The 16707-nt window shown below is 43.0% G+C and carries 16 protein-coding genes; 3 read left to right on the forward strand and 13 right to left on the reverse strand.

All coding sequences use genetic code 11. The features are described 5' to 3' along the window. Nucleotides 1–93 precede the first annotated feature (93 nt). Entirely contained in the window at nt 94–1206 is a 1113-nt protein-coding gene (gene ald / locus D8785_RS02515; protein ID WP_125374371.1) for an alanine dehydrogenase, read from the forward strand. 194 nt (nt 1207–1400) lie between these two features. Here the strand turns inward: ald and D8785_RS02525 are convergent, their stop codons facing one another. The 7 genes from D8785_RS02525 to rplK all read right to left on the reverse strand — a co-directional run bounded on the left by D8785_RS02525 (nt 1401) and on the right by rplK (nt 6374). Then, on the reverse strand, nt 1401–2396 hold the full coding sequence (locus D8785_RS02525) for a PhoH family protein (RefSeq protein ID WP_185759613.1): 996 nt from the start codon (nt 2394–2396) through the stop codon (nt 1401–1403). A 91-nt stretch (nt 2397–2487) separates the two neighbouring features. After that, nucleotides 2488–2703, reverse strand: coding sequence for a YozE family protein (locus tag D8785_RS02530; protein ID WP_120701728.1), 216 nt, complete (start codon nt 2701–2703; stop codon nt 2488–2490). A gap of 10 nt (nt 2704–2713) precedes the next feature. Continuing rightward, complete coding sequence (cvfB, locus tag D8785_RS02535) at nt 2714–3568, reverse strand: RNA-binding virulence regulatory protein CvfB (protein WP_125374373.1); 855 nt, start codon at nt 3566–3568, stop codon at nt 2714–2716. A gap of 106 nt (nt 3569–3674) precedes the next feature. Continuing rightward, on the reverse strand, nt 3675–4232 hold the full coding sequence (gene frr, locus D8785_RS02540) for a ribosome recycling factor (RefSeq protein ID WP_125374374.1): 558 nt from the start codon (nt 4230–4232) through the stop codon (nt 3675–3677). Between the two features lie 18 nt (nt 4233–4250). After that, on the reverse strand, nt 4251–4982 hold the full coding sequence (pyrH, locus tag D8785_RS02545) for a UMP kinase (protein ID WP_125374375.1): 732 nt from the start codon (nt 4980–4982) through the stop codon (nt 4251–4253). Between the two features lie 179 nt (nt 4983–5161). Further along, a complete protein-coding gene (rplA, locus tag D8785_RS02550) occupies nt 5162–5851 on the reverse strand; it encodes a 50S ribosomal protein L1 (RefSeq protein WP_125374376.1) in 690 nt (229 codons plus the stop codon). A gap of 97 nt (nt 5852–5948) precedes the next feature. Beyond that, the gene (gene rplK / locus D8785_RS02555; RefSeq protein WP_006595850.1) at nt 5949–6374 is read right to left on the reverse strand and encodes a 50S ribosomal protein L11; all 426 of its coding nucleotides are present in this window, start codon (nt 6372–6374) and stop codon (nt 5949–5951) included. Nucleotides 6375–6534: 160 nt separating this feature from the next. On the opposite strand from rplK, the gene D8785_RS02560 reads away from it, so the two are divergent. Next, nucleotides 6535–6879, forward strand: coding sequence for a DUF3397 family protein (locus D8785_RS02560; protein WP_125374377.1), 345 nt, complete (start codon nt 6535–6537; stop codon nt 6877–6879). Between the two features lie 54 nt (nt 6880–6933). Here the strand turns inward: D8785_RS02560 and D8785_RS02565 are convergent, their stop codons facing one another. The 6 genes from D8785_RS02565 to D8785_RS02590 form a co-directional block, all read right to left on the reverse strand. Further along, a complete protein-coding gene (locus tag D8785_RS02565; protein WP_125374378.1) occupies nt 6934–9279 on the reverse strand; it encodes an HAD-IC family P-type ATPase in 2346 nt (781 codons plus the stop codon). Between the two features lie 84 nt (nt 9280–9363). Further along, complete coding sequence (gene gloA2, locus D8785_RS02570) at nt 9364–9750, reverse strand: SMU1112c/YaeR family gloxylase I-like metalloprotein (protein WP_125374379.1); 387 nt, start codon at nt 9748–9750, stop codon at nt 9364–9366. A 100-nt stretch (nt 9751–9850) separates the two neighbouring features. Next, nucleotides 9851–12202 (reverse strand): DNA translocase FtsK, encoded by a 2352-nt coding sequence (locus tag D8785_RS02575; RefSeq protein ID WP_125374380.1) that lies wholly within the window; start codon nt 12200–12202, stop codon nt 9851–9853. Between the two features lie 511 nt (nt 12203–12713). Continuing rightward, the gene (locus D8785_RS02580) at nt 12714–13499 is read right to left on the reverse strand and encodes an ABC transporter permease (protein ID WP_125374381.1); all 786 of its coding nucleotides are present in this window, start codon (nt 13497–13499) and stop codon (nt 12714–12716) included. A 1-nt stretch (nt 13500) separates the two neighbouring features. Next, nucleotides 13501–14319 (reverse strand): ABC transporter permease, encoded by an 819-nt coding sequence (locus tag D8785_RS02585; RefSeq protein ID WP_023027121.1) that lies wholly within the window; start codon nt 14317–14319, stop codon nt 13501–13503. A gap of 1 nt (nt 14320) precedes the next feature. Then, nucleotides 14321–15313: an ABC transporter ATP-binding protein gene (locus D8785_RS02590; protein ID WP_120701722.1), complete on the reverse strand. Its 993-nt coding sequence runs from the start codon at nt 15311–15313 to the stop codon at nt 14321–14323. Nucleotides 15314–15860: 547 nt separating this feature from the next. Between D8785_RS02590 and D8785_RS02595 the strand changes: the two genes are divergently transcribed. Then, a complete protein-coding gene (locus tag D8785_RS02595) occupies nt 15861–16685 on the forward strand; it encodes a peptidylprolyl isomerase (RefSeq protein WP_125374382.1) in 825 nt (274 codons plus the stop codon). Nucleotides 16686–16707 lie beyond the last annotated feature (22 nt).

The following is a 16707-nucleotide window of genomic DNA, read 5'->3' on the forward strand; positions in this document are numbered from 1 at the left end:
ATTGGGATGAGGAGTGAAAAGGTCATTGAGTTAGGAGAGCAATCTCACACCAATGGCCTTTTTACACCTATATCTAAGCAAGGAGAAATAATCATGTTAATCGGTATTCCAAAAGAAATTAAGAACAATGAAAATCGTGTCGGTTTGACACCAGCTGGCGTACACAGCTTGGTAGGCAAAGGTCACCAGGTTTTGGTAGAAACCAATGCTGGACTCGGTTCTGGCTTTGCTGATGAAGATTACGTTAAACAAGGGGCCACTATCGTTGCGACTGCTGCAGAGGCTTGGGCAGCTGAATTGGTCGTTAAAGTAAAGGAACCACTCGCTGAAGAATACGGCTTCCTTCGTGAAGACCTCTTGCTCTTCACTTACTTGCACATGGCTGCTGCTCCTGAATTAGCAGATGCTATGGTCGCTGCTAAGACAACGGGGGTAGCCTACGAAACCGTGCGAGATCTTGAAGGACAATTACCACTCTTGGTCCCAATGAGTGAGGTTGCTGGACGGATGGCCGTGCAAATCGGGGCTCATTTCCTGACCAAACAAGAAGGAGGATCAGGCGTCCTCCTAGGTGGAGTACCTGGTGTTCCTAAAGGAAAAGTCACCATCATTGGTGGTGGGGTTGTTGGAACCCATGCTGCTCGTATCGCTCTTGGACTCGGTGCCCAAGTCACCATCTTGGATATCAGTGCCAAACGTTTGTCTGTACTGGAAGATGTCTTCGGTCACCAAATCCAAACCCTCATGTCCAACCCATTTAACATTGAAGCCAGCGTCCGTGATGCCGATGTTGTCATCGGGGCTGTCTTGATTCCTGGTGCAAAAGCTCCTAAATTAGTGACGGACGATATGGTCAAACAAATGCGTCCAGGTTCTGTCATCGTCGATGTTGCAGTTGACCAAGGTGGAGTTATTGAGACAGCAGACCGTGTGACAACGCATACGGAGCCTGTTTACGAAAAACATGGCGTGCTCCACTATGCCGTTGCCAATATTCCAGGTGCTGTCGCTCGCACTTCTACCATCGCCCTTACCAACGTAACCCTTCCTTATGTGGAAGCTTTAGCTGAAAAAGGTTTCCATAAGGCTATCGCCCTTGATGAAGGCTTACGCCAAGGGGTTACTACTTATCAAGGCCACATCACTAGCCAACCGGTTGCAGAAGGCCTAGAGCGCGACTTCACACCAATTGATGAATTGGTTTAATTTCTAACATTCAAAAGAGGCTGGGACAAAAGTCCTAGCCTCTCAATTGTCTTTGGATTGTCGAGCAAGACGCAGTGGTTGAGTAGGCTCTACTACGCTGATTTCATGAGCTTTTACAGCCCTACTCAACTGTGCGGAGGTGGGACGACGAAAGCGAATTCTAACGAATTGCCGATTTCTGTCCCACTCTCTTTTTATTCTGCTTCTTCTACATCCAGTTTTTCTTTTAATACTGGATTTGGGATGGGCTCATAAGCTCGGATAATCTCTGCTACTACCGGATGGCGGACGACATCCTTGGCAGAGAAATGCACGAAGTCAATTTGAGAAATGTTCTTCAACTTCTCCTGAGCATCAATCAAGCCGGATTTGACATTTCGAGGAAGGTCGATCTGGCTGGTATCCCCATTAACAATCATCTTGGAGTTAAAACCAAGACGGGTCAAGAACATCTTCATCTGCATGATAGTGGTATTTTGCGCTTCATCGAGAATGACAAAGGCATCGTCCAAGGTACGACCCCGCATATAGGCCAAAGGGGCAATCTCGATAATTTCCCGTTCCATCATCCGAGTGGTCTGGTCTTTTCCTAAAATCTGGTAAAGAGCATCGTAGACTGGACGAAGATAAGGATCTACTTTTTCCTTGAGATCCCCCGGAAGGAAACCAAGGCTTTCTCCTGCTTCTACAGCTGGACGGGTCAAAATAATGCGCTTGACTTGACCACGCTTGAGGGCGGTCACGGCCAAGGTCACCGCTAGGAAGGTTTTCCCGGTCCCCGCTGGTCCGATTCCAAATGTGACATCATGGTGCTTGACACTATCGACATAGATCTTTTGCCCCAGCGTTTTAACCCGAATGGGCTTGCCATAACTATCCTTAATAATCTCTTCTTCATATAGAGCGATGAACTTATCCAGCTCATTATTGCGGACCATTTGAATAGCCGTCACCACATCCGGCGTTCCGATAGTCATACCACGGTTAACAAGAACCAAGAGGGCTTGGATAACCTGACGAACTTGCTCGCGGCTTTCTTCTTCCCCAATGATTTGGACGATTTCTGTCCGAGCATGAATAGTCACTCCAAATTCTTGCTCCATCAAACGCAAATGACGTTCATTGGATCCAAATAGGTGGAAGAGATCGTCTGGATGACTTAATTGAATATCAATTGAATGTTCTTTCAAATAAAGAACCTCTCTATTTCTGTAAGTTTTCTCTATTATAACAAAGAGACCGAGAATTGACCATCCCCGGCCCATTTTGATTTTCTTGTGCTTAATGACCTAGGTATTCTTCCCAAATCGCGTCAAAATCTCCTAGATTAAAAGAGAAACTGGCATGCTCTTCCAGAAAGCGACTCACCTCATCAAAATCATCTGTATGTTTTGGAAAGGCAGACTCATGAAAAGCTAGATCTGCTAAAATGGCCTTGGGAGCATTGCTTTTGGGATTGCGCTCTGTCATCAACCAAGTATAAAATGATTTCCTCATAGGACTCCTCTTAGATTAATTCGGTTCCAAACTGGTCTTGCTTGATTTTTTTCGCCTTCATCAAGCCTCCCAAAGCTTTTTTGAACTGTCCTTTGGAAATCCCAAAGGTTGCCTTAATCTCTTCTGGAGAGGACTTGTCATTCAAGGTCATAAAGCCTCCATTGCCTTCCAAGTAGGCCAAAATCATCTGCGCATCGTTTTCCAGCATTTCAAACGAGCGTGGCTTCAGTGATAAGTTCAAGGTCCGATCCACTTCTCGGAAACCGATGACCCGAGCATCTAGGACTTGACCCAAACGGGGTTCTGCATACCGCTCACTTGGATGGATAAAGCCCAGCATATTGTTCTCAGGTAAGTAAACAAAGGTTCCTGAAAGCTTTAAGCGATAGACGATGGCTGGCCAGTTTTGGTTTTGCATATTGTTGTAGGCTGGACGAGCAATCCGTTGGAAGTCTTCTTGGTAAGCCAAGACACCCCAGATCCGGTCTTTTTTATCGACTTCCAGGCGAACAAAGAGTTTATCGCCTTTTTTCGGCCACAGATCCTTGATTTCTGGCAAAATATCCAGAGAGACGACAATCTCCTTGTCTGGTAGGCCCGTATCGACAAACACACCCAGGTCCTTGCGAACTTCAGTTACTGTCCCCCAGCCAAATTGATCCTGACGAGCTGTGACTTCTAGAGTGGTCAAACGCAAACGTTGCTTCATATCCGTGTAGGCAAAGCCCTTGACAGATTCTCCAAGAGCATGATCTCCTTCAGCCTTGTCCAAGGCATAGGTCTGCCCATCCTTTTGGACAAAGTAAAAGCGGTCATTCTCATCCGTAACAAGGCCCACGATATCATGTGCGAGATTGGTATTCATTTCTTCCTTCTTTCTGGCTAATGCTAATCAATAGCCTCTTAATGGAAATAAAACTCAGCCAGCGGTGCCAACTGAGTTCATTTCCTTTGTAAACTGCTGGAAATGATTAGACTTCAAGCAATTCTTTTTCCTTGTGTGCTGTCATTTCATCGATATGTTTCACAGCATCATCCGTTACTTGTTGGATTTCTTTTTCGAGACCCTTCAATTCATCTTCAGTGATTTCTTTAGCCTTTTCTTGCTTTTTCGCCTCATCCATTGCATCACGACGAATATTACGGATGGCTACTTTAGCATTCTCACCAACTTTTTTCACTTCTTTGGCCAAGTCACGACGTGTTTCTTCTGTCAAAGCTGGGATGACCAAACGGATAACAGAACCATCGTTAGCTGGAGTAATACCAAGATCAGATGCATTCAAAGCATGCTCAATGTCTTTCAATGAAGACTTGTCAAAAGGTGTAATCAACATCACACGAGCTTCTGGAATGGTGATGGATGCGATTTGATTCAATGGAGTATCAACTCCGTAATATTGAACATAGATACGATCCAAGAGACTTGCATTTGCACGACCTGCACGGATACTTCCAAATTCACGTCCCAAACTTTGGTGAGACTGAGTCATTCTTTCTTTTGCTTTTTCTACAATTGGATTTGCCATTTTATTCTTCTAACTCCCTTATTTTTCTACATTATTTGAAACGGTGGTACCGATATTTTCTCCAAAGACAACACGTTTAATATTGCCAGGCTCATTCATGTTGAAAACGACTAAGTCAATATCGTTGTCCATTGAAATGGTTGATGCTGTCGAATCCATAATACGAAGACCTTTATTAATCACATCACGGTGAGTCAACTCTTCAAACTTCACAGCTGTCTTATCTTTCTTAGGATCTGCATTGTAAACACCGTCTACCCCATTCTTGGCCATCAAGATCGCTTCTGCTTCAATCTCAGCAGCACGAAGAGCAGCCGTTGTATCCGTTGAGAAGTATGGAGAACCAATACCTGCACCAAAGATAACAATCCGCTCTTTTTCCAAGTGACGAAGGGCACGGCCACGGATATAAGGCTCAGCGACTTGTTGCATAGCAATCGCTGTTTGGACCCGAGTATCTACTCCAACTTGTTGAAGAGAATCCGCCATTACCAAGGCATTCATAACTGTTCCAAGCATTCCAGTATAATCTGCTTGTACACGATCCATTCCTGCCTCTGCAGCAGGTTCACCACGCCAAAGGTTACCCCCACCAATGACGAGAGCAATCTCAACCCCAAGATCGTGAACTTCTTTGATTTCTAGTGCCATCTTTTGAACCGTCTTGATATCAATTCCGACACCACGCTCACCAGCTAACGCTTCACCTGATAACTTAATTAAGATTCGTTTATACTTAGGTTCTACCATTTTGTCACTCCTTCTTTAATCTGTATTATTTTACCACAAAAAGCGTTTTTTATATAGTAATATCTATCAAAAAATTTTAAACCTTCCAACTTCTATCCCCCGCTAAATGTCGAATATATTTTTTGAATTCATTCAAAGAATAATCAAAAAAGCTACCCGAAGGTAGCTTTCATTTCTAATTAAAGTGAGTTAACATCCACTTTGATACCAGGACCTTGAGTTGTAGTCAAAGTCAAGCTAGTTACATAAGTACCTTTAGCTGTAGCTGGTTTTGCTTTTTGGATGACATCGTTGAAAGCTTTGAAGTTTTCAACCAATTTATCAGCATCAAATGACACTTTACCGATGATCGCTTGAACGATACCTGCACGGTCTGCACGGTAAGTGATTTTACCACCTTTAGACTCTTCAACTGCTTTAGCAACATCCATTGTTACAGTACCAGTTTTAGGGTTTGGCATCAAGTTACGTGGTCCAAGGACACGTCCAAGACGTCCAACAAGAGCCATCATGTCAGGTGTAGCGATAACAACGTCGAAGTCCAACCAACCATCGTTGATTTTCGCAACAAGGTCATCTTCACCTACGAAGTCTGCACCAGCAGCTTTTGCTTCTTCAGCTTTTGCACCACGTGCAAATACAAGAACGCGAGCAGTTTTACCAGTACCGTTTGGCAATACCATTGCACCACGGATTTGTTGGTCAGCTTTTTTCACGTCGATGTTCAAGTTGTATGCAACTTCTACAGTTGCGTCAAATTTTGCAAAGTTAGTTTCTTTTGCAAGAGCTACAGCTTCTTCTACGCTGTATGCTTTTGTGCTGTCGATTTTTTCAAGTGCAGCACTAAGTTGTTTGCTTTTTTTAGCCATTTTATCTTTCTCCTTGTAATGTGGTCATATCGATTTTCATCTCCCACGTCACTCGTCTCATGATCAAGTGTATTGCGGGCAAATAGGATTGTTACAATTAGTCAGTAACAGTGAATCCCATAGAACGAGCAGTACCTTCGATCATACGCATTGCAGACTCAATGTTTGCAGCGTTCAAATCTGGCATCTTAGTTTCAGCAATTTCTTGTACTTGTGCACGAGTAACTGTTGCAACTTTCGTTTTGTTAGGTGTACCTGATCCTTTTTCAACACCTGCAGCTTTTTTCAAAAGAACAGCAGCTGGTGGTGTTTTTGTAACGAAATCAAATGATTTATCTTCATAAACAGTGATCACAACTGGGATAATCATACCAGCTTGGTCAGCTGTACGAGCATTAAACTCTTTAGTGAATCCCATGATGTTGATACCTGCTTGACCAAGTGCTGGTCCAACCGGTGGAGCTGGAGTAGCTTTACCAGCAGGGATTTGCAATTTTACAAGTTTTTCGACTTTTTTAGCCATTTCTTAAATCCTCCTTTGTGGTTTTGGCGGTAATTACAGATTTTTACCTCCCACAAGTATGCTCTGCGCATACCTTTCTATTATACACTATTTTCTTCCGAATGCAAGAAAAAATTTCATTTTCATCACACTTTTTTTTCTTTTGTGATAAAATGGAGGTATGTTAATAAAAGTTGCTTCCCTTGTATTTGTTTTTTTGACCCTCATTCTCAGTGGGATTATTATTCGAGTCTTTAAACTGCGCCGTTATGGCTGGAATTTTGCCGACCTGGCTTTTCCTCTGTTCGCGCTAGAGTACTATTTAATTTCAGATGCAGCTTACTACCATAATTTGTTGCCTCAATTATTATTGGCCTTGTCTCTTCTAGCTATTGGCTTAACCATTTATTTTTTGAAAAAGAGACGCAGTTTTTACTATCCAAAGTTTTTTAAGTACTTTTGGCGAGCAGGCTTCCTCATTACCTTTTTCCTTTACCTCATTATGACAATCAGTCTCTTCATCTGAAATATAACAATAATAAAACGGTATGAACTAAAATCGTAATTCATACCGTTTTTTTTATTTTATTCTAGACTTATGCCGATGGGTCACCAAGTTATAGACAAGACGATTCATCAACCATAAGACTCCTTCCATGACCAACCCTAAAACAAGGGTCAAAATCCAACCCGTAAAATGAAGACGACTAAGATTGAAAATGGAAGAAAAAACAAAGACCGATAAAGAAAAACCTGCTACATTAAGAAGAATGATTCCCAATTTTACATGATTAAAGGGAAGACTGAGTTGGTATACTTTTGTAAATCCAATCAAAGCCAGCAAGTAGATGGAGATGGTCGAAATCTCTCCCTGACTTAATCCAAGGAAAGGACCCAGAACCACAAGGAAAAGGACTGAAAGGAGATTGGTCAAGGCAGCTGGAAGAGCTTGCTCTATCACAGTCTCAACAAAGTCTCCTTCTATCCGGGCACGATTCTTCTCCAAGGCTAGTAAGAAACCGGGGATTCCAATGGTAAATCCACTGATCAAGGACATTTGAGAAGCTTGAATGGGATAAGTGAAACTAAAGAGAATAGCCAGAATAGCCAACAAAATTGAAAAGATATTCTTGACCAAAAAGAGACTAGCCGAACGCTGAATATTGTTAACCACTCGGCGACCTTCATCCACAATCGACGGCATGTGGGAGAAGTCTGAATCTAAAAGTACAACCTGAGCTACCTTTTTGGTCGCATCATGTCCCGTATTCATAGCAATACTACAATCTGCCTTTTTCATAGCGAGGATATCATTGACCCCATCCCCTGTCATCCCAACCTTATGGCCATCCTCTTGCAAGCTCTCTACGAGGATTTGTTTTTGTTCTGGACTAACTCGCCCAAAGACTGTGTAGATTCGTGCTGCCTCTACTACCTCCTCACGGATCCTGAGCTGACTCGCATCTACGACTTGATCCGCATCTGGAATGCCTGCTTTCTGAGCTACGGCAGCAACTGTCACAGGATGATCCCCTGAAATAACCTTGATGGTCACCCCTTGTTTTTGGAAATAAGCAAAGGTTTCAGGAGCAGTCGTTCGTACAGGATTCTCCAAGACCAGGGCTAGAAGAGGGAGGACTGGAGCTTCTAATACTTCCGTCAACTGTTCCCCTTGATATTGCCCCAAAATGAGAACACGCGCCCCTCGTTCAATCTCTCGCTGCCACACGTCTTGGTAAGCATCGAGATCATCCCTCAGCAAAACATCCGGTGCCCCTAATAGGTAGATTCCTTCTTGGAACTGAAGGCCCCCAAATTTCTTCTTAGATGAAAAAGGTAGGCGGTCTTGAACGGGCCATACTTGGACAGGTTGGACAGAGTGATACTGCCGAATGGCCGAGATGGTATCATTCTGATCTTCACTTGCTTGGAGATAGTGACTTAATATTTCTTTGCCTTCTTTTTCCTCTAGCACCAAGGGGAGGAGCTCACTCACTTGCATCCTGTGTTCGGTAATGGTTCCCGTCTTATCTAGACAGAGGACGTCAATACGGGATAGGGTTTCAATTCCCTTCATACTGTTGAGTAGGACCTTTTGAAGGGCTAAACGGGTGGCCCCAAGCACCAAGGCCAGAGTCATTAAGAGGTAGAGACCTTCTGGAATCATCCCAATGATGGCACCAACCATAGAGGTGATACTAACTTTGAGGGTTTCTTGATTTCCTAGATAGCTCTGCAAGAACAAAAGCAAGCCAATCGGGATGAGAATCATTCCGATCATTCGGACAAGACCGTCCACTGCATGAACCATTTCGGATTCTTCGTGTCCCTCGACTTTTTTTGCAGAGAGACTCAGCTGATTGATATAAGACGCATCTCCTACTTGTTCCAAGACCGCAACTGCCTGGCCTGAAATGACAAAACTTCCTGACATGAGTTTCTGATTCTCAGTTTTAGGGATTTCATCTGCTTCTCCCGTCAATTGGGACTCATCGACCATGATCGAGCCATCTAGAATCTTGGCATCCGCATAGATCTGATCCCCCGCTTGAAACAAGACGACATCCCCCTCTACCACCTGGTCGACAGGAAGGTCCAGTCGTTCTCCCTCACGAATCACTCGAGCTTTCTCCACTTGAAGAAGGCGCATCTTATTCAAAATCCGACGGGACCGCAATTCTTGAACAATCCCGATCAAGGAGTTGACGACGACAATAGGAACAAATAACATATTGTTCCAAGACCGCACTAATATCAATAGGATCGCTAAAATACCAAAGACTAGGTTGAAATAAGTAAAGACATTTGAATAAATAATCTCTCTCGTCGACTTTTCTGCCGTGATGGTTACTCGATTTTGTTTGCCTTGTCTAATTCGGCTTTGGACTTGCTCATTCGTTAGTCCGCTATATCGCTTCTCTTCCATATTTTCTTCTTTCTTTTTTCTATATCTAGTTTAGCAAAAAGAATGTCTTCTTGCTTCAGACTAGAGAACGAAGATTTTGTAGACCTATTCGTGAAGTTCTAGAGGCAAGCCATCTGGATCAAAGAAGAAGGCCATTTTGCGTCCATCAAAATCATCCACCCGTAGCTCTGTATGAGGGATTCCTAATTGGTCAAACTCTGCTAGACAGTCTTGAACGTCTTCTACTCGAAAAGCCAGATGACGGAGACCGGTATGCTCTGGATGTGGGAGAAAGGGTCTCTTTGGGGCATCTGGTTTGATAAATATTTCCAAGGTCAGATTTCCCTTTCGAATATTAAAGAGAATATCCTGCTTTTCAGGCCGATGGTGTTCGTCTAAAGGTTCAAAACCTAATTTGTCTACATAAAATTCTCTGGTTTTGTCATAATCGTGTCCAATAATGGCAATATGGTGAATAGTATCGAGCTGCATCTGCTCTCCTTTTCTTTTTTTCGTAAACAAAACCTGCCCCTTGTACAGGCAGGCTTTTGCTATTGTCAACTATCTCATTCCTTCTTCATTTAAAGAAAGATTAATTGGTCTGCAAGACCTTTCTTGGCTTGGTTCCTTCAGCTGGTCCGATAACACCTGCCGCTTCCAAGTCTTCCATGAGGCGAGTTGCACGGTTAAAGCCGACCGATAAACGACGTTGGATCATCGACGCACTGGCTTTTTGAGTTTCAATCACGAGAGCCTTCGCCTCTTCAAAGAGTGGATCACCCTCGTCAGAGCCACCCATGCCTCCGTCAAAGTCCGACTCGGATACTTCGCCTGGATCAAAGGCATCATCATAATCCGCTTCTGCTTGTTCCTTGACAAAGTTCACAATCCGCTCGACATCATCATCTGAGATAAAGGATCCTTGTAGACGAATCGGATGATTTTCATCGATCGGTTTAAAGAGCATGTCTCCACGACCGAGCAATTTCTCCGCCCCATTTTCATCCAAGATGGTCCGTGAATCGGTCCCAGATGATACCGCAAAAGCGACACGGGAAGGCACATTGGCCTTGATCAAGCCTGAAATAACGTCCACCGATGGTCGTTGGGTCGCAAGGATCATGTGGATCCCTGCTGCACGCGCCTTTTGTCCAAGACGAATAATCGCATCTTCCACTTCTTTACTTGCAACCATCATCAAGTCTGCCAACTCATCGACAATGACCACAATCAAGGGAAGGGGTACTTGCTTCATCTCAGACTGGGTATTGTACTCCGCAACCTTGGCATTAAAGCCAGCAATATTTCGAGCACCCACTTTCGAGAAGAGCTCATAGCGATTTTCCATCTCATCAACAACCTTCTGCAGGGCTCGGCTGGCCTTGCGTGGGTTGGTCACAACTGGAATCAAGAGGTGAGGAATATCATTGTAGACAGAAAGTTCCACCATCTTTGGATCGACCATCATAAATTTGACTTCGTCCGGACGGGCCTTCATCAAAATACTCGAAATGATCCCATTGACCGCAACCGACTTACCAGATCCGGTAGAACCCGCTACCAAGAGATGGGGCATCCGGGCCAAATCAAAGGTCCGAGCTGAACCATCTACAGCCTTCCCAAGTGGAATCTCAAGGAGTTTAGCTGGGTCTGTTTTGGATTGCTCCCACAATTCACGGAAGGAAACTGTCGCAATCTCTGAGTTGGGGACTTCAATCCCGACCAGAGACTTCCCTGGAATCGGTGCTTCGATCCGTACATCCTTGGCTGCTAGGGCCAAGGCCAAATCATCTGCGAGGTTGGAGATGCGGTTGACCCGCACACCGACAGCCGGTTTAACTTCATACTTGGTAACAGATGGACCAATTTCCGCCCGCTCCACTGTCGCCTTGATGTTAAAGCTTGCAAAGGTTTCTTCCAGAATGCGGATATTCTGACGAACGATATTTTTCTCTTTGGATTGATTTTTAGGCTTGTCAGGTGCGAAGAGATCAATGGTTGGAAGTTTGTACTGAAGGAGTTCCTTAGGCGTGAAATCCACAGTGACTTCTTCATCCATATCCTCCTCAGTAAGTTCTTCCATCTCCTCTGGATCGTCTTCTGGCAAGTCTTCCGAATAGCCTTCTTCTTCATTTGGTAGATAGATCTGAGGGTAGGCCTCCTTTGCAGGCACTTCTGCTTCGAACTCAGGTTCAATAACTTCACCTGTCTCAAGATCTACAGGATAGCCTTCTGTGCTCAGGGGACTAGCTTCTGCAAGTTGCTCGATGCGGGCGGCCTCCTCTGCTTCTGCTTGAAGGGCCTTCTTTTCTTCACGCTCGGCAAAGCGCTCCTGGCGACGAACTTCCCGTTTTTCCATAAAGGAGTGGAAAGCTGCGACAGCTTGCTCATACACGTCATAAACCGAATAAGAACTCATCAAGAGAAGCCCTAATAGGATCAAGAGTCCTCCGATAAAGTAAGTCCCAATATTAGAGAGCAAGAAGGCAATCGGCGTGTACAAGATTGCACCAAGCAAACCTCCTCCCGCAAAAGAAGAGACACGAAGATGCACGAGGTCTCCTAAGATACGTGATAAGGTTGGTCCCACTGAAGAACCTTCCAGTTTCAAAAGGGAGACAAAGTAAGCTTGATACATGAGTAGTAAGCCTGCAAATAGACTTAAAAAGCCCGACAAGGTTCCCTCATGCTTCTCAATCCATTTGAAAAAGAAGAGGTAGAAAATAACAGCCGTCATTGCGACATAAGCCAGACTACCTACCAAGAGCCGGATAAGGTTGTAGGTCACTAAGCCTAAGGCTCCTAATCGTAAAAAGGCGAAAATGAAGACGAGAGTTAAGACAATCGTCAGGATCATTCGGCGAATTGCTTTTTTTCTTTCTATTTCTGCTTTAGACAGTCGTCTTGTCGACCGTGTTTTTTTTGATTGATTATTGTTTGCCATAACCTTTATTATACCACATTTCCAAGCTAGTTCTCTAGTAAAATCCTTTTCTCTCCTGTGCGAAATAAACAACAAAAACAGTACCACTCAGGCACTGTTGATGATAGATTTTTCTTTGGATGACGGTCAATGATAGCTTGATAGTCTTTCAATGCTTACTTTCCTTTCTCCGCCAACTGATAGCCCCGAACCGTGAACTCTTGTGCTAGTTCTTCTTCAGTAAAGTGATCAGCTAAAGCTTGGTTCAAATCAGCTGCTTTCATCTTTGACAAGCCCGCGACCCCCTTCTTTTTGAGAATGGCTTTTTCATGATACTCCCTCGTTTTCTATTTTGTTAGGAAGCTTTATCTCCATTTGACAATGACTACTATATCCGAAATAAAAATCCTAAACAATCTGTTTTGCTTATGCGGTAGACTTGGCAGACTATGTGGTCAAAATGTTATTAACAAGAAATTTTCATCACCATTAAAAAAGCCTGTCCTGAGACAAGGCTTTGGTGTTCTATTATTTACGATCCAGCACTTTCATAGGCATCCAAGCCCCTGTCCCAGAGTTTGAGGGAAATGCTAAAGAAGGTAAGGGAAATCAACATCAAACCACCGATATTAAAGAACCCATTCTTGCCTTGCAAGAAATAGCTAGCAGGATAGTAAGCCGCAAAGGCAAATGGCACGATAAAACTGATCAACCAACGAAGGAGCGAATTGTAAATGGAAATAGGATACTTGGCAAAATCATTGAACATATAGAAAATGTAAATCATGGCGCCTGACTGCTTGCTCCAAAAAGCAATACTGGCTGTCGCAATTTTCAAGGAAGTATAAATCAAGGTCTCAAAAGGAATACAGACTAGAAAAAGTAGGAATTTTGGAAGAGTCCAAGTAATGCTTGATACTGTTGTTCCCAATAGAATGCAACCGACCAAGAGTTCGCCCAAGGCATCAATCTGAAAGGTCTCAACCAGAATATGGAAGAGAGGATTGATGGGGCGAGTCAGGTACTTGTCAAACTCTCCTTTTCGCACTAAACGTTGTCCCAGAGCCCAGAGATTGTCAAAAAAGAGATGGTCCAATCCCTTGGGAATCAAGGAAAAACCATAAATAAAGGCAATTTCTTGAAAGGTCCATCCTTCTAGCGATGGAATGTGTTGAAAGAGTACATTGAGAAACAAGAGGTTCAAGCCTTGAGTCAGGAAAACACCTAAAACACCAACCACAAAATCGACCTTGTACTCCATGATTTGCTTGATGTATTGTCTGATAAAAATCAGATGCATGCGTTGATATTTTTTCATATTAACCTCCCTGAATGGTGATAAATGACTGGACTCGTTTCCAAATCAACTGAGACAAGCCCACCATCACTAAGAGCCAGAAAAACTGCAAAACGAGTGCTTGAAAAATCTGACTAGCATCGTACTTTCCAACAATAATCATAACCGGAGTGTAAATCAAGGATGAAAAAGGCAAAAAGGACAGAATATCTGAAACGATTTTAGGAAAGAAGGTCAAGGGAATCAAACTCCCAGACATAAAGTCAATCAGAGAATTCTTAAGCAGATTAGAGCCCCATAAATTTTTAAACACAAAGGCTGAAAATCCAAAGCAGATATTAAAGAAAAAGTTGATCAGGTAGGCTAGGATTAAGCTAAAGAGATAAAGGATGGTTAATCCTAGCACTTCTACAACCCCTTGCCTAGATAAAATTTTCATCAATACGATGACACTTAAAAATGGCAGTCCAACAGAGATAAAAATCAACCACTTGGATCCGAGTTCCGTAAAGAGGTAAGAAGCTGCAAAATGCACTGGTCTCAACAAACGCATGATAATGGAACCATCCTTGACCTCCTCACCAATCATAAAGGAAGAATCCGACCTAGTCAGAAGATTAGTCAAAAAACTCATGATGATGTAGAGGGTGATATCTGCCATACTGAAACCCTGAATCAAAGACTCTTGCGAGGAATCAAAGACAGCCTTCCAGAGATAAAATTCCACAAAAGCACCCATGACATTGCCAATCCGATAAAGAAGAAAGTTGACTCGATAGGTAATCAACTCCTGAATCCCTGCATTGATAAAGGGTTTATAACGTCGCCACAATTTGACCATCTTAGAGCTCCTTTCGGTAGAAGCGACGGATAATATCCTCAATATCCGTATCCACCATCTTCAAATCGCGAATCTCAAAATCAGACAAGGTTTGCTTGATAATATCAGCTGACTGATAGCGGGAACTATCGTATTGAATGTTGAGGCTATTTCCTTGTCTATCGATGGTCATATCAGGCAAGCCTTCATAGTGAGAGACTAAATGACTTTGACCTGGCATCAGATCGAAGGAAAGAGTCTTCATCTTGCCGAAGGTTTCCTTGAGCTGACTCACCGTTCCATCAAAAATCTCTTGCCCCTTATCAATCATAAAAATCCGATCACAGAGTTGCTCAATATCACTCAGGTCGTGAGTGGTCAAGAGAATGGTTGTTTCTTCCTCTTGATTGATCTGGGTGATAGCCCGACGAATGTTATCCTTGACCGACACATCCAAACCAATAGTTGGCTCATCTAAAAAGAGAACCTTGGGATTGTGGAGCAAGGAAGCCGCAATATCCGCCCGCATCCGTTGACCCAATGAAAGAGTCCGCACAGGATCCTTAATAAATTCCTTCAAATCCAAGACTTCATTCAAAAAATCCATGCGCTTGTGAAAGAGCGAGTCTGGGACATCGTAAATCTCCTTCAAAACCGTGTAAGTCTCTTGCAGGGCCAAATCCCACCATAGCTGAGTTCGTTGTCCGAAGACTACTCCAATATCCTTGACATAATCCTGGCGATTATCCTGTGGAATCTTGCCATTAATCCGACAAAAACCAGATGTCGGTTTTAAAATCCCTGTCAGCATTTTAATGGTGGTCGACTTCCCAGCACCATTTGCCCCGATAAAACCTAGAATCTGCCCCTTGGGCACCTCTAAGGTCAAATCCTTGACCGCTTCAAAGGTCTGCTTTTCAGGATGAATAAAGGAACGCAACGCTCCCTTCAGCCCTGGTTCCTTGACTGTCTTCACAAAATTTTTCTGAAGATGTTCCACTTCTATCATTGCCATATTGATCTCCCTTTAGTAAAAAATCGTAAAATCATGTCCCTGAGCATTCAAACACGATTTCTTATCTCCTAAAATCTTGCCTTCTTTATCACAGCAGAAGGCCTCAGTATGACTCTATTATAAAGCAATTAAAAAAGGAAACCAAGAATTTTTCTCGCAAAAGAGAAAATAGTTTTGATACTTGAAAAAAACAAAAAAGACAGACTCAGATTGAAGACAAAGCCCTTAGAACATAGCTTTTAAATTCAGATTTTTGAATAGATAAAAAGACAAACGCCAAAAATGACGTTTGTCTACGTTCTGAACCCCCTCATAGTTAAATGATACGATAAATAATTAAGGGGAATATTTCTTTTCCAAAATTTTTAAATAGTGTGTTTTCTTAAATTGACAGGATAATGTTAACAGAACAAAGAAATACCTTTCCATCATACCTTATTTTCCATAGGCCCGCAAGTTGAATATAGGCCCCTCCTATGACTAGATTTGAATCAAATGAAAAATTAAGGTACAATAGAGGATAGACTAATGTGTTGAAAGGATTAATATGAAAAAATTAATTGCCCTACTTGTATTTTCCGGTTTAGCTTTGGCAGGATGTGGCTCTCATCAATCAGATACAAAGACATCCTCTAGCTCGACTTCAGAAACTAAGCAAACGACTACTTCTAGTCAAGATGCTAGCGAACAAAAGAAATTAGAACAACTGCGCAAAGATTTTAACGATGCCATGACCAATGAAAATGCAATCTTTCCTCAGCTCTCAAATGAAGTTGCTGAAGATGAAGCCGTCGTAAAAATCACTACTAGCCAAGGTGACATTACCGTTAAGCTGTTTCCGAAATACGCACCTTTAGCCGTTGAGAATTTCTTAACCCACGCTAAGGAAGGTTATTATGACGGCCTCCTCTTCCACCGTGTCATTAACAACTTTATGATTCAAACAGGTGATCCGAAAGGGGATGGTACGGGTGGGGAATCCATCTGGAAGGGCAAAGATAAATCTAAAGATTCAGGTACTGGTTTTGAGAATGAGTATTCTCCATACCTTTACAACCTTCGTGGAGCCCTAGCTATGGCCAATTCAGGTCCAAACACAAATGGTAGCCAATTCTACATCAACCAAAATAAGGCAGATATCTCCAGCAAGCTTCCAACAGACCGATTCCCAGCTAAAATCATCGAAGCCTATAAAAACGGAGGAAACCCTACTCTTGATGGTGGCAACTACACCGTCTTTGGACAAGTCATCGACGGCATGGATGTAGTTGACAAAATTGCCGAAGTTGAAACAGACGACAAAGACAAACCAAAAGAAGATGTCAAAATTGAAAAAATGGAAGTCGTTAAAGACTACAACTTTAAAAAATAAACAAAAAGAGAACTGCGAGGTT

The organism is Streptococcus australis (genome assembly GCF_003943615.1).
Lineage (GTDB): Bacteria > Bacillota > Bacilli > Lactobacillales > Streptococcaceae > Streptococcus > Streptococcus australis_C.